Source organism: Paraburkholderia jirisanensis (genome assembly GCF_054782355.1).
Genome location: NZ_BAAGSQ010000025.1, coordinates 958,522 through 971,674, shown reverse-complemented (window position 1 = coordinate 971,674; position 13,153 = coordinate 958,522). Strand labels below are relative to the sequence as shown.

Sequence of the window (13,153 nt, the reverse complement as noted above, 5' to 3'; positions counted from 1 at the left end):
CTTTGCGTATATGCCTCAAGCGCGCCACAAGCGCGCCGCAAGCGAAACGACACGACTTGCTGGCACACTAGCAGGCTTGGCCGCTAGCGGTCATGTCAATCTCACATGTTGAACAAGGAGGGACGTTTGATGCAGATCAATCATCGCCGCTTCGGCCGTACTGGCTGGGATGTTGCGGAAATCGGGTTTGGCGCATGGGCGATCGGCGGCTCGTGGGGCGACGTGTCGGACGCGGATGCACGGCAAGCGCTCAATGCGGCGCTCGATGCCGGCGTAACGTTCATCGATACCGCCGACGTGTACGGCGACGGCCGCTCCGAACGCATCATTCGCGACGTGCTCAACGAGCGCGGCGGCCCGCGGCCGGTCGTCGCGACCAAGGCCGGACGCCGGCTCAATCCGCATGTTGCCGACGGCTATACGAAGGCGAATCTCGAAGCGTTCATCGACCGCAGCCGCGAAAATCTCGGTGTCGATACGCTCGACCTCGTGCAACTGCATTGCCCGCCCACCGACGTGTACTTTCGCCCGCAACTGTTCGACGGGCTCAACGAGCTGGTCGCAAAGGGTAAGCTGAAGCACTACGGCGTGTCGGTCGAGCGCGTCGAAGAAGCGTTGAAGGCGATCGAGTATCCGGATGTCGTGTCGGTGCAGATCATCTACAACATCTTCCGTCAGCGTCCGGCGCAGTTGTTCTTCCGTGAAGCGCAGGCGAAGAACATCGCGGTGATCGTGCGTGTGCCGCTCGCGAGCGGCATGCTGACCGGCAAGCTGAATGCGCAGTCCACCTTCGCCGCCGACGATCATCGCAACTTCAACCGGCACGGCGAAGCCTTCGATGTCGGCGAGACTTTCTCAGGCGTGCCGTACGAGGTCGCGCTCGAAGCAGTCGAGGCATTGCGCCGCAGCGTGCCGCAAGGCGCGACGATGGCGCAGTTTGCGTTGCGCTGGATCCTGATGGAAAAGGCCGTGACGGTGGTCATTCCGGGCGCGAAGAACGCCGCGCAGGCGCAGGCCAATGCGCAGGCCAGCGCGCTTGCGCCGCTGCAAGAGGAAGTGCTCGAGCATGCGCGCAAGATCTATGACGAACTGATCGCGCCGCACGTGCATCAGCGCTGGTAAGTACCGACGTAAGCCGTAAACGCCAAACGGGCCGCTGTTAAAAGCGGCCCGTTTTTTGTGAACCGATCGGTCCGTTTGCGTGCGCGATGCTGTCTATCCATGCACCGCGCTACCGATCGTCAGCCTATCAATGCCCGTCAGCCGAGATCCGCGCCGAATCGCTGACGAGCGTGCCGCCATACGGCACCTCGCGGCTCGGCGTCGAATGTTGCAACGCATAGGCGCGCCGCATCGGCTTCAGCACGAATAGTGCGAGCAGTGCTGCCAGTGCAGCCATACCCGAAGCCAGCATAAACACTGCATGCCAGCTGCCGGTTGCCGCGGTAATCACGCTGGAAAACGGCACCAGCAAGGCGGCGGTGCCTTTTGCCGTGTACAGCAGGCCGGCATTGGTCGCCGCGAACTTCGGTCCATACGTGTCGCCGCAGGTGGCCGGGAACAGGCTGTAGATTTCGCCCCACGCGAAGAACACCATGCCGGTCAGGATGACGAATGCCACCGGGCTATGGCCGTAGCGCGACAGCGCAACGATGCCGATCGCCTCGATCGCAAACGCGAGGAACATGGTGTTCTCACGGCCGATGCGGTCCGAGATCCAGCCGAAGAACGGTCGCGTCAAACCGTTCAGCACGCGGTCGATGGTCAGTGCGAAGGTCAGCGCAGGCAGCGTCAGGCCGAGCAGCGAAACCGGCGAATCCTGCAGGCCGAAGTCTTTGGCGATCGGCGCGAGCTGTGCGGTGGCCATCAGACCGCCGGCGGCCATCATCACGAACATCAGGTACATCACCCAGAACACCGGCGACGTGATCACTTCGCGCGGCGTTGCGTTATGCACGACGCGCTTCGCGGCGTTCGCAACGTTCTTCGCGGTGGCGAGCACGTTGGCCGACGGCGCGATCAGCGCGAGGCCGAGCAGGAAGACGATCAGCCCCTGGCCAAGACCGAACCACAGGAAGGTCGCTTCGTAGCCGGCGCTCTTGATCATGCTGGCAATCGGCACGACGGTGGCCGCCGAACCCATCCCGAAGCCTGCCGCGGTGATGCCGGCCGCCAGCCCGCGACGATCCGGGAACCACTTCAGCGCATTGCCGACACAGGTGCCGTACACCGCGCCCGCGCCGATACCGCCGATAGCCGCAGCGAAGTACAGCATCGGCAGCGATCCGGCCACCGAGTTAAGCGCCCATGCAATTGCGCACAGCAGGCCGCCGCCTACGACCACCGGCCGCGGGCCGAAGCGGTCGACCAGGTAGCCTTCCACCGGCACCAGCCACGTTTCCGTGACCACGAAGATCGTGAAGGCCACCTGAATTGCCGCACGGCCCCACTGATACTTCTCGTTGATCGGATTGACGAACAAGGTCCAGCCGTACTGCATATTCGCGATCATGGCCATGCATATCACGCCGAATACGAGTTGCACCCATGGCGTCGCCATCCATGACGACGCTTGTCCCTGGTGATCCGTTTTCATTGCTGTCTCCTAGGCATGTGTGCCTTGCTTTGTGTTTGCGGGGACGATGCGACTAAGGCATCGCCTGCCGTACGAAAGGCCGGTCATGGATTGACATAGTATGTGATATATCAAGTAAGTAAAGCGAAAGAAACGACGGGGTTTTCACCAGGCCATTCATCGAAAGAAAGGAAAATGAAGGAAACGCTTATCTCAACAGGCCTAAATAAAAAAAGCCCGCAAGTTGGGGCTTGCGGGCGAGGACATGCGGCGAGACAAAGCGGGTTCGCAACATGCATTGCCTTTATAGATGAAAGCAAACCGTAAAGTAAAGTTTTTTATTCGTAGGGTTGTGGGATGTCGCGCATAGCGCCGGCTAGAGCGGCTATCGATTGATGATGTGTGGTGTTGAATCCTGATATCGCATCGCTACGCGTCGGTGCAATGAACCGGCGGCAAGGCGTCATTGCCTCGCGTAGGTCCGCGCATGCTCGGCCAATGCGTTTGCCATTGCATCGATCACGTCGTGCCACTCACCGAGACGTTGCTGACGAAACAGCCTCGCGCTTCGATACCACGGGCTGTCGTCGCGTGCGAGCAGCCAGCGCCAGCACGTGTCGACGCGGTTCGGAATCCAGACAGGCTTGCCTAGCGCGCCGGCCAGATGCGCGGTCGACGTATCGACGGAAATCACCAGATCGAGTTGCCCGATCAATGCAGCGGTGTCGGCGAAGTCGGCGATCTCGCGGGTGAAATCGGCGATACGCTGCGGTTCTTGCCGTGGCGCGTTCAGTGCCGCGACCTGATGCGCGGCATCGCCGATTTGCAGGCTATAGAAACGCACATGCGGCACATTCAGAAGCGGTGCGAATGTTTCGAGTTGCAACGAGCGGCGCCGATCGGTTCTGCGTAGCTCTGAAACCTGGGGACGATCGCCGCCGGCCCATACGAGGCCTACGCGCAACGTGCCGGGCTCGCGTGGGCCGACGCGCTGCGCCCATTGCTCGAGGTCCGCGGGGCTCGCGTGCAGATAAGGCGTGGTTGCAGGGATCGATGCCAGCGTCGTGCGCAACGCGAGCGGCAAGCTCAGCAGCGGACAGTGACAATCGAAGTCCGGCAGCGGTGCGCCTTCTTCGATCAACTGCGCAACGCCGTCGAGGCTCTGCAGCAGCCGCAGCAGCGGTGCCGGCACTTCGAGTAGCACCTTCGCGCCAAGGCGTGCGACCTCCGTCGCGTAGCGGCAAAACTGCAGCGTATCGCCAAGGCCCTGTTCCGCATGAAGCAGAATCGTCTTGCCGCCAGGCGAAAAGTCCCCAAGCCATAGAGGCTGCGCAAAAGCGCGTGGCCGCGCGCCAATCCAGCGCCGCTGCCAGCGCACTTCGTATTCCCGCCAGCCCTCGTCGAACCTGCCCATGCGCAGCAGGCAATTCGAGCGGTTCCAGCGGCATTCAAGGTAGTCGGGGTTCAGTTCGAGTGCACGTTCGAACGCAGCGAGAGCGGCTTCATGCTCGCCGAGATCGATCAGCGTCAGGCCGAGGTTGTTCCATGCATCGGCAAATGCAGGCGCGATGTCCAGCGCCTTCTGGTAGCTCGCGCGCGCATCGGCTGCGCGGTCGAGATCGCTTAGCGCATTCGCGCGGTTGCTCCACGCCTGCGCATAGGCGGGTTGCAGTTCAAGCGCGCGCTCGCAGCTCGACAGCGCATCTTGTGGCTGGTTCAGATCGCGCAGTGTGCATGCGCGGTTGTTCCATGCGGGCGCCATGTCGGGTGCCAGCGCGATTGCCTTGTCGAAGCTCGCCAGTGCATCGTGCGGCCGTTCGAGTGCGGCAAGCGCAGTGCCGTGATTGTTCAACGCGTCTGCAAAGCGCGGTTGCAGCGTGAGCGCGCGATTCGCGCTGGCTAACGCTTCTGCGTGACGTTGCAAGGCGTTCAGCGCGTATGACAGATTGGAGTGCAGCGCGGGCTGCTTTGCGTCGACTGCGAGTGCGCGCTGTAGTTGCGCGGCACCTTCTTCGAGCCGGCCTTGCTGCAGCATCAGTGTGCCGAGCAGTTGCAGCGCGTCGAAGTGGCGCGGCCGCGCAGCGAGCAATTCGCGGTACAGCTCTTCTGCTTCGGCCAGCGCGCCATTCTTTTGCAAGGCCAGGGCCTGTTGCAGCAGCGCATCGATCTGGCGTGGGGTGAGGGGCTTCCTGGTCATCGTTCTGTCTGAGAGTGCGGCTGCCTGACACTAATGCTTGCCGCCGACGGCGGACTATATATGGACGAGCTTACATTTGCCGGGCGTTGCGGCCGATGCCTTGCGGTCACGTCACCTTCGGGCGCGCATGTTCAGGCTTCGAGTGCGAGCGTCGCGAAGGTGGCAAGCCAGTGTTCGCCCATATAGTCGCCCGCGACGTGAGCAAGCGCATCTCGCAGATGAAGTTCAGCAGCTTCGAGCAGCACGTGGTGTCGCGCGTCGGTCTGCGGCAATGCACGCGCGAGCGCGCGCTGGCACCATGCGCGGCTCAGGTTCAGGCCGTCCAGATGCGCGATCTTGCCGTCGCTACGGTCGGTCACGGTGGCCGGCGCGAACAGCGTTGCCGGCTGGCGCGCCGCGAGGTCAGGTAGAAAACGCGTGAACCAGTCCGCAAATTCCGCGGGTGCGAGCACACGGCGCATCAGTTCGGCCTCCATCAGCGCCGGCGACAGAAACTCGTCGCCGGAGGGCTCCCATGCCTGGCAGCCCGCGTCGTTCAGATACCAGCGTTTCGACGTGGCGACGATCAGTTGCTCGAGCGATGTGCGTGCCGTCGCACGCGCAAAATCGAGCGTCAGTGCGAGCGCAAATGCCGTGTTGAAGTGCGTGCCCACGCGCAGTGGGTAAGTCGCCTTCGGCAGGAACTCGCCGAAACGCTCGACGAATGCCTCGGTGAGCGGCGCAAACGTGCTTGACCAGCGTGCGGCTTGCGGCAGCTTGAGCGCATCGAGTTGCGCGGCGAGCGCGAGCAGCCACGCCCAACCATAAGGACGCTCGAAGCCGCGGTTGTGCGGCAAGTCCAGATACGCGCGTTCGCCGGCTACATTTGCTTCGGTGAAGTGCGCATCGACAACGGCGACGATGCGCGCGGCGTCCGGCAGATCCGGGAAACGGTCGAGCAGATGCAGCACCAGCCAGTAGCCGTGCACGCACGAATGCCAGTCGTAGCTGCCGTAGAAAATCGGATGCAGCGCACGCGGGCCCTGCACATCTTGCGGGCCGGCGAGGGCGTGGGTCAGCTTGTTCGGGTATTCGCGCGTCAGATGGTCGAGCGCGAGCCGTGCGAATTTCGCCGCAGTGGCGGCATCGAGTTGCAGATAGGCGGACATCGAAGGTTCTCGCGAATCAAGGTCGAGCCATGGGCGGTGCCGTGTTACCGATAGCACCGGGCGTGTTGCAACGCTTATTGTGTCAGGTTTGCGTGACGCCATATCCGCCCGTCTACGCAGTGCCGGTCGTTCGATCTGCTCAAACGATGCGTTCTCCATTCGCGTGTCTTATTTGAAATCCGGCAAGTCATAATCGTCGCGCAGACATTGAGTAGCGCATCAAGCGAATTTCGGCTGGCTCGATGCCTCGCGATCAGGTGCGCAAGCGGGCAGACGAAATGCCATTCGGCGCAGTTCACTTTGATAGAGCGGTAACTTCATGGACGTCATACATTTCTTTCGCATGTCGCTGTCGCAGGACGATGCCTGGGTGCTTCGATGACCACTCGCATCGAAGACGATATCGTGCGGCGCGCACTCGTTGGCCTGTTGATGCCGCAGCCGGCAGGCAATACAGCGAGCCGTAAAGCGGCTTGCAGCTTGCGCGGTGCGATGCAGTTGAAGCGGCAGCCGCCGGCTTTAGAAACGCTCGACGGTGGCCCGCAAACGGTGCGCGTGAATATCGTGGACAAACTTTCGTCGGTGACGATCAGCGTGTACTGGAGCGACCCGTGTTCCGGACGCTACGCGGAACAGATATGGCGGATGGGCTTTGCGCGTATCGACGCAGCGTGCGTGCTGACCGGTACACCGATTCGCCGCGGCGACCCGGTGTTTCGACCACATGCCCGCGCGACCAAGGCGCCGGCCAACGCCGGACGGATGATTCTTGCGTCCGCGGTGCCGGGCTATGTCTGATCGGTGGCGAACTGCGTTTCGCAAGCTGACCGGGCTACCCGAGCGCGGTCTTTAGCCACCTGTTTGCGGGCTTATTGCCTCGTCTACCGCTTCGCTATCGAATCCACTAGAATCGAAAGCCATCTCGTCGATAAATGGATAAGCGACTTTGGACCGACTGGAAGCGATGGCCATGTTGCTGGCCGCGGTTGAGAAAGGAAGCCTTTCTGCGGCCGCGAGAGAAATGAATATTCCCGTGCCGACGCTCACCCGAAAGGTCAGCGATCTGGAGGATCAGCTAGGCACGAAGTTGCTGACGCGCACCACACGCAAACTGACGCTGACCGATGCCGGCGAGGCCTACGTGGCAACGGCACGTCGCATCCTCGAACTGGTCGATGAGCAGGAGCGCGAGGCGGCCGGCGAATTCACTACGCCGCGCGGCGAACTGGTGATTACCACGTCGATGTTGTTCGGCCGTCTCTACGTGTTGCCGGAAGTCGTTAATTTTCTGGCGCTGTTTCCCGACATCAACGTCAAGATCATGCAATCCGACCGCAACGTCGATCTGGTCGATGCCCGGGTCGACCTGGCGGTACGCATCGGCAATCTGCCCGATAGCGGTATGATTGCCACGCGGATCGGCTCGTTTCGCTTCGTCACCTGCGCGAGCCCCGATGTACTGTCCCAGCACGGTGTGCCGCAGCATCCACACGAGCTGGCCAACATGCCGTGCGTGATGTTCACTGGGCCGATGCTGTCGCCGTACTGGCGTTTTCGCTTGCCGGAATCCGGTGAGTACACCACCGTCGACGTGGTGCCGCGTTTGCAGGTGTCGAGTCCCGACTCGGCGGTCGAGGCGGCGATGAACGGCGTCGGCTTTACGCAGCTGCTGCACTATCACGTCGCCGACGCGGTTGCCGCAGGCAAACTGCGCATCGTGCTCGAAGAATTCGAGGCGCAGCCTGTGCCGATCCACCTGGTTCATGTATCGCGTAACCTGATGCCGCTGAAGCTGCGCCGTTTCATCGATTTCGTGGCGCCGCGCCTGAGAGACGCGTTGTCGAAACTCAACGCCTGAATTCCTGAACGATCTAGCGACCGGCGCTTGCGCCTCCATCTACGGGCAAGATCACGCCGGTCGTGAAGTCCGAATCCATCAGATAAAGCACCGCGGCCACGATCTGCGCGCTGTCGCCGACGCGGCTAAACGGATTGAGTGTCGCGAGAAACTCATGTTTGTCAGGGTTGTGCAACGGCGTGTCGATTACGCCCGGCGCGACTGCATTGACCTTGATGTGATGCGGAGCCAGCTCGATCGCAAGCGCTTTGGTGGCCTGGTTGAGACCGCCTTTAACCATTGTCGGCAAGACCGACGGAACCTTCGCGTTCGGCTGAATGCCGACTGCTGCCGTGATGTTCACGATATGGCCGCCGCCGTTGCCGATCATATGTTCGGCGGCGATCTGGGTCGGATAGAAAAAGCCTTTGAGGTTGGTGTCGATCAAGCTGTCGAGATCGTCGGGCGTATAGCGTGTAATGGGCTTAGCCACAAAAACGCCGGCGTTATTGACAAGCACGTCGACGCGTCCGAATTTCGCAATCGCTGCGTCGAACAGACGCTTCGACGTGTCGGCGAGTGCGATGTCGCCTGAGATGCCCAGAAAGTTTTCCGGCTTGCCGATTGTTTGCGCGGCGGCGTTCAGGCGGTCTGCCGACCTCCCATTGCCGACCACGTTGTAACCGCGCGCGATGCAGGCTTGCGCCAGCGCGAGGCCGATGCCGCTCGAGGCGCCGGTGATGACAACGGTGCGTGGTCTGTTCGACATAGAAAGTCCTTGAATGCGCTTTGCTGGTTGCCATCGCTGCTGGCTGTGCGCACATCATGCCGGTTAGCGTGCGATCGTTTAACCGGGTGAATTCGAGTTACTGTTGCTCAAAAAATGACGAGCTCGATCCACCGAATTACGCAGGGGCAACAAAGCCTGTGCCACACGTGTAAAAATAGTCGAGGGTGCTCGGCTTTCTGAAGTGCGTAGACGGACAGCACCTTTGGTGTTAGAGGCGCGTGAACTGCGCCGCGATCTAGAAGCATTCCCGCAACCGGTGATAAAGCATGCCGAGTTCGAGGGCGGGCGCGCGCCATGTCGCACCGCCCGGAAAGCGCGCATGCCTGAGCTTTGCAAAAAGATCGAACGCTGCGCGCTCGCCGACGATGGCCTGTGCGATCACGCGTCCTGCGATGCCGGTCAGTGCCACGCCATGCCCTGAAAAGCCTTGCGCATAAAAGTAATTCGGATCGATCGCACCGAAATCCGGTGCACGGTTGCGCGTGACGTCGACAAAGCCGCCCCATGAATATTCGACGCGCGCGTCGGCCAGTTGCGGAAACACGGCCAGCATCCGTTGGCGGATCTGCTCGCTGATCTGCTCGGGCGGCACGCCAGTCGACGTGGCGCGTCCACCGAATAACATCCGATGGTCTGCGGACAGGCGGAAGTAGTCGAGAAAGAAGTTGTTGTCGCAGACGGCCTCGCGGCCCGCGATCAGCGCATCGGCGCGTGCGTTGCCGAGTGGTTCGGTGGCGATAATGTACGAAGCGATCGGCGCAACGCGCGCCGCCACGGTAGCCGGCAACACATTGCCGATGGTCGCATTGCCGCACGCGACGACAAAACGGCAACGTACCGCACCGTTGCGTGTGCGCACCAGCGGTTGCGCGCCGCGTACCACCTCGACCACCTGCGAATCCGCGAACAGCAGCGCGCCCTCGCTGCGCGCAGCTTGCGCGAGGCCAAGGCAATACTTGAGCGGATGCAGATGCCCCGACAGCGGATCGTAGACGCCAGCCAGATAGCGTTCGGAAGCGATGCGTCCGCGCATTTCATCGCGTTCCAGCCACTGCAACTGCGGATATCCCCAGCGTGTGGTCACTGCGTCCATCCAGCCGCGCAAGTCCGGCACACGTCTGGTTTTCGTCGCGACTGTCAAATATCCATGCGTCAGGTCGCAATCGATGCCGTAGCGCTCGATCCGCTCGCGCACCAGCCTCACGCCTTCCACCGATAACGCCCATGCCGCGCGTGCACCGTCCGTGCCGAGTTGCTGGTCGAGGACTTCGTCTTTCGCGAAGCCGACGATCATCTGGCCGCCGTTGCGCCCCGATGCGCCCCAGCCGGCTCGATGCGCATCGAGCACGGCAACGGTCAGGCCGCGTGCCCGGCATTCGAGCGCAACCGAAAGGCCGGCGAAACCTGCACCGATCACGCAGACGTCTACGTCGAGGGTGTCGGCGAGGACAGGGTCGTCGATCGCCGGGCGCGGCGTGGTGGCTTCGTAGAAGGAGTGGCGAATCAGTGCGTCCGCGCGCTGGTCGAGAGTTGGGGACATCGGAGAGTCTGGGTTGCCGTACATTACGAGGCTCGCACTACCAGCGCGAGCAGGGCCGGTCGAAATTCTACCCGGTGCGCTACGGTCTGCCAGTCCGTTGATGTCCCCAAACGATGTTTAGCCCGCTCCAGTCTGCCGGGCGGTTGCATCGATGGCTTGCTTCGCCTTCTCAACGATCTCGTCGATCTCGCCGTGCGTGATCACCAGCGGCGGCGACAGCAACATCCGGTCGCCGGTGGCCCGCATGATCAGATCGCCGTTGAAGCAGAAATCGCGGCATATCGCGCCGACCTCGCCGCCATTCGCAAAGCGCCGCCGCGTGGCGGGTTCCTCGGCCAGTTGAATGCCCGCCACCAGCCCGGTACCGGCGATTTCACCCACCAGCGGATGCCCTGCGAACGTCTCGCGCAAGCGCCGCTGAAAGTACGGGCCGGTTTCGTTCCTGACGCGCTCGACAATGCCCTCGTCGCGCAGCAACGTGAGATTCGCAAGCGCGACCGACGCCGCGACCGGGTGCCCGGAATAAGTCATACCGTGATTGAATTCGCCATGCGCGGCAAGGGCTTCGGCAATCCTGTCGTGCACAGCCACGGCGCCCATCGGCACATAGCCGCTCGTCAATCCTTTGGCCAGTGTCATCAGATCCGGCTCGAAGCCGAAATGCTGATGCGCGAACCATTCGCCGGTGCGTCCGAAGCCGCCGATCACCTCGTCGGCGATCAGCAATACGTCGTACTGGCGGCAAATGCGCTGGATTTCCGGCCAGTAAGTTTGCGGCGGAAAGATCACGCCGCCGGCCCCCTGGAAAGGCTCACCGATAAACGCCGCGACATTCTCGACACCCAGTTCAAGAATTTTCGCCTCCAGTTGCTGTGCACGGGCGAGGCCAAATGCTTCGGGCGTGATGTCCTGTGCCGCTTCGCCGAAGAAATACGGTTGATCGATATGCACGATATGCGGAACGGGGGAGGGCATCTGTTCGTGCATATAGTCCATGCCGCCAAGCGTTGCGCCTGCGATCGTCGAGCCGTGATAGCTGTTGTTGCGCGAGATCACATATTTCTTTGCGTGCCTGCCTTGCGTGGCCCAATAGCGATGAACGATGCGCAGCGCGGTGTCGTTGCCCTCCGACCCGCTATTGCAATAGAAAAAATGGTTGAACGGGGCCGGCGCGAGTTCTGCCAGCAACGCCGAAAGTTCGATCACCGGTGGATGCGTGGTTTTGAAAAACGTGTTGTAGAACGGCAATTCCTGCATCTGGCGCCACGCGGCGTCGGCCAGTTCCTTGCGGCCGTAGCCGAGGTTGACGCACCATAGTCCAGCCATGCCGTCGATGATGCGGTGGCCATCCGAATCCCACAGGTACACGCCCTCGGCGCGCACGATCACGCGGCTGCCGGCGCGGTTCAGCGCTCCCATGTCGGAAAACGGATGGATGTGATGCGCGGCGTCGAGTGCGCGATATCCGGCGGTGCTGCGTGCAGTACGCGGCCGCGTGGCGGCGGCATTGGCGCTAACGCTGGCCGATGCGACTTCTTTTACGGTGTCACTCATGATTGTTCCCATACGTATTGGGCTAATCCAGCAAAACGGCAATTGGGCGTTTGACGCTATACGTGCAGCAGCAAATGTCTGCGCTCCCACGAACTGATCACGCGGAAGAACGCCTCGTATTCGGTTTCCTTGAGCGTTACGAATGCCTTGACGAACTGCTCGCCGAGCGTTTCCGCGAGCGGCGCGCACGCCGCCATCAGCGTGAGGCCTTCCTCGAGATTGCGCGGCAACTGGTAGGGCAGCTGATAGCCATCGGTACCAAGCGGCTCGGTTGGACTCAGGTGCTGCGTCATGCCGAGATAGCCGGCCGCGAGCGTGCCGGCTATTGCCAGATACGGGTTGCAGTCGACACCCGGAATGCGGTTCTCGATACGCCGCGCAGCCGGCGCCGAGTGTGGAATGCGAAAACCCACCGTGCGATTGTCGTAGCCCCACTGCACGTTGATCGGCGCCGCCATGAAGCGCGACAGGCGCCGGTACGAGTTGATGTAAGGCGCGAAAATCGGCATCAGCGAAGGCGTGTATTTCTGCAAGCCGGCCACGTAGCTGTGAAACAGCGCGGTGGGTGCGCCGTCGCGTCCGGTAAACAGGTTGTCGCCGCTATGGCTGTCGACGATGCTCTGGTGCACATGCATCGCCGAGCCGGGTTCGCCCTCCATCGGTTTGGCCATGAAGGTCGCGTACATATGATGGCGCAGCGCCGCTTCGCGCACGGTGCGCTTGAACAGAAACACGCGATCGGCGAGATTGAGCGGGTCGCCGTGCAGGAAGTTGATCTCCATTTGCGCGGCGCCGACTTCGTGAATCAACGTGTCGACTTCGAGCTCCTGCACGTCGCAATACTCGTAGATATCTTCGAACAGCGGATCGAACTCGTTGACCGCTTCGATCGAATAAGCCTGACGGCCGGTCTCCGCGCGGCCGGTGCGGCCCACCGGCGGACGGAGCGGCAAGTCCGGATCCTTGTTCATGTCGACCAGATAGAACTCCAGCTCCGGGGCGATCACGGGCTTCCAGCCCTTCGCTTCATACAACTCCAGCACGCGTCTGAGTACGCGACGCGGTGAAATCTCGACCGGCGTGCCGTCGAAATGCACGCAATCGTGAATCACCTGCGCGGTCGGATCGACGGCCCATGGAATGATGCGGATGGTTGCCGGATCGGGCACGCACATCATGTCGGGATCGGTAACGCCGGTCAGGCTGCCGTCTTCCGGATAGTCGCCGGTAACGGTTTGCACCATCACCGCCTGCGGCAGGCGCATCGCTTCGCCCGCTTCGAACTTGCTGCGTGGAATGATCTTGCCGCGCGCAATGCCGGCCATATCGGGAATGATCGCTTCGATTTCAGTGATGCGATGCTTTTTCAGGAATTCGTCGATCGCGTTCATGATTGTTCTCGCTTTGGTTGGCGCGCGGTCGGCATATGCGTGAGCAGCCGGCCGCGGCCAATGGATCGCGGCACGCGAGGTGCGGATCCAGGGTGCGACGGAAAGCGGCGAAAAACAGCAA

General features: G+C 61.9%; 10 protein-coding genes. 3 read left to right on the top strand and 7 right to left on the bottom strand.

Annotation, left to right across the window (positions count from 1 at the left end; translation table 11 throughout):
- Positions 1 to 135 precede the first annotated feature (135 nt).
- A complete protein-coding gene (locus ACYVNQ_RS15975) occupies positions 136 to 1,122 on the top strand; it encodes an aldo/keto reductase (RefSeq protein WP_460903605.1) in 987 nt (328 codons plus the stop codon).
- A 127-nt stretch (positions 1,123 to 1,249) separates the two neighbouring features.
- Here ACYVNQ_RS15975 and oxlT read toward each other — a convergent pair whose 3' ends face one another.
- The 3 genes from oxlT to ACYVNQ_RS15960 form a co-directional block, all read right to left on the bottom strand.
- Positions 1,250 to 2,596 (bottom strand): oxalate/formate MFS antiporter, encoded by a 1,347-nt coding sequence (gene oxlT, locus ACYVNQ_RS15970; RefSeq protein WP_460903468.1) that lies wholly within the window; start codon positions 2,594 to 2,596, stop codon positions 1,250 to 1,252.
- Positions 2,597 to 3,038: 442 nt separating this feature from the next.
- On the bottom strand, positions 3,039 to 4,772 hold the full coding sequence (locus tag ACYVNQ_RS15965) for a tetratricopeptide repeat protein (RefSeq protein WP_460903467.1): 1,734 nt from the start codon (positions 4,770 to 4,772) through the stop codon (positions 3,039 to 3,041).
- 131 nt (positions 4,773 to 4,903) lie between these two features.
- Complete coding sequence (locus ACYVNQ_RS15960; RefSeq protein WP_460903466.1) at positions 4,904 to 5,920, bottom strand: DUF2891 domain-containing protein; 1,017 nt, start codon at positions 5,918 to 5,920, stop codon at positions 4,904 to 4,906.
- A 378-nt stretch (positions 5,921 to 6,298) separates the two neighbouring features.
- Between ACYVNQ_RS15960 and ACYVNQ_RS15955 the strand changes: the two genes are divergently transcribed.
- Positions 6,299 to 6,718, top strand: coding sequence for a DUF3331 domain-containing protein (locus ACYVNQ_RS15955; protein ID WP_460903465.1), 420 nt, complete (start codon positions 6,299 to 6,301; stop codon positions 6,716 to 6,718).
- 166 nt (positions 6,719 to 6,884) lie between these two features.
- Positions 6,885 to 7,778: a LysR substrate-binding domain-containing protein gene (locus ACYVNQ_RS15950; protein ID WP_460903604.1), complete on the top strand. Its 894-nt coding sequence runs from the start codon at positions 6,885 to 6,887 to the stop codon at positions 7,776 to 7,778.
- A gap of 13 nt (positions 7,779 to 7,791) precedes the next feature.
- Here ACYVNQ_RS15950 and ACYVNQ_RS15945 read toward each other — a convergent pair whose 3' ends face one another.
- The 4 genes from ACYVNQ_RS15945 to ACYVNQ_RS15930 all read right to left on the bottom strand — a co-directional run bounded on the left by ACYVNQ_RS15945 (position 7,792) and on the right by ACYVNQ_RS15930 (position 13,032).
- Positions 7,792 to 8,526, bottom strand: a complete 735-nt coding sequence (locus ACYVNQ_RS15945; protein WP_460903464.1) for an SDR family NAD(P)-dependent oxidoreductase — start codon at positions 8,524 to 8,526, stop codon at positions 7,792 to 7,794.
- 256 nt (positions 8,527 to 8,782) lie between these two features.
- On the bottom strand, positions 8,783 to 10,087 hold the full coding sequence (locus ACYVNQ_RS15940) for an NAD(P)/FAD-dependent oxidoreductase (protein ID WP_460903463.1): 1,305 nt from the start codon (positions 10,085 to 10,087) through the stop codon (positions 8,783 to 8,785).
- A 117-nt stretch (positions 10,088 to 10,204) separates the two neighbouring features.
- Entirely contained in the window at positions 10,205 to 11,641 is a 1,437-nt protein-coding gene (locus ACYVNQ_RS15935) for an aspartate aminotransferase family protein (RefSeq protein ID WP_460903462.1), read from the bottom strand.
- Between the two features lie 56 nt (positions 11,642 to 11,697).
- Positions 11,698 to 13,032, bottom strand: coding sequence for a glutamine synthetase family protein (locus ACYVNQ_RS15930; protein WP_460903461.1), 1,335 nt, complete (start codon positions 13,030 to 13,032; stop codon positions 11,698 to 11,700).
- Positions 13,033 to 13,153: the final 121 nt, after the last annotated feature.

Bases quoted from the DNA above. Each gene is read 5' to 3' on its own strand.
- oxlT (WP_460903468.1), bottom strand. From the start codon at position 2,596: ATGAAAACGGATCACCAGGGACAAGCGTCGTCATGGATGGCGACGCCA.
- ACYVNQ_RS15965 (WP_460903467.1), bottom strand. From the start codon at position 4,772: ATGACCAGGAAGCCCCTCACCCCACGCCAGATCGATGCGCTGCTGCAA.
- ACYVNQ_RS15960 (WP_460903466.1), bottom strand. From the start codon at position 5,920: ATGTCCGCCTATCTGCAACTCGATGCCGCCACTGCGGCGAAATTCGCA.
- ACYVNQ_RS15955 (WP_460903465.1), top strand. From the start codon at position 6,299: ATGACCACTCGCATCGAAGACGATATCGTGCGGCGCGCACTCGTTGGC.
- ACYVNQ_RS15950 (WP_460903604.1), top strand. From the start codon at position 6,885: ATGGCCATGTTGCTGGCCGCGGTTGAGAAAGGAAGCCTTTCTGCGGCC.
- ACYVNQ_RS15945 (WP_460903464.1), bottom strand. From the start codon at position 8,526: ATGTCGAACAGACCACGCACCGTTGTCATCACCGGCGCCTCGAGCGGC.
- ACYVNQ_RS15940 (WP_460903463.1), bottom strand. From the start codon at position 10,087: ATGTCCCCAACTCTCGACCAGCGCGCGGACGCACTGATTCGCCACTCC.
- ACYVNQ_RS15935 (WP_460903462.1), bottom strand. From the start codon at position 11,641: ATGAGTGACACCGTAAAAGAAGTCGCATCGGCCAGCGTTAGCGCCAAT.
- ACYVNQ_RS15930 (WP_460903461.1), bottom strand. From the start codon at position 13,032: ATGAACGCGATCGACGAATTCCTGAAAAAGCATCGCATCACTGAAATC.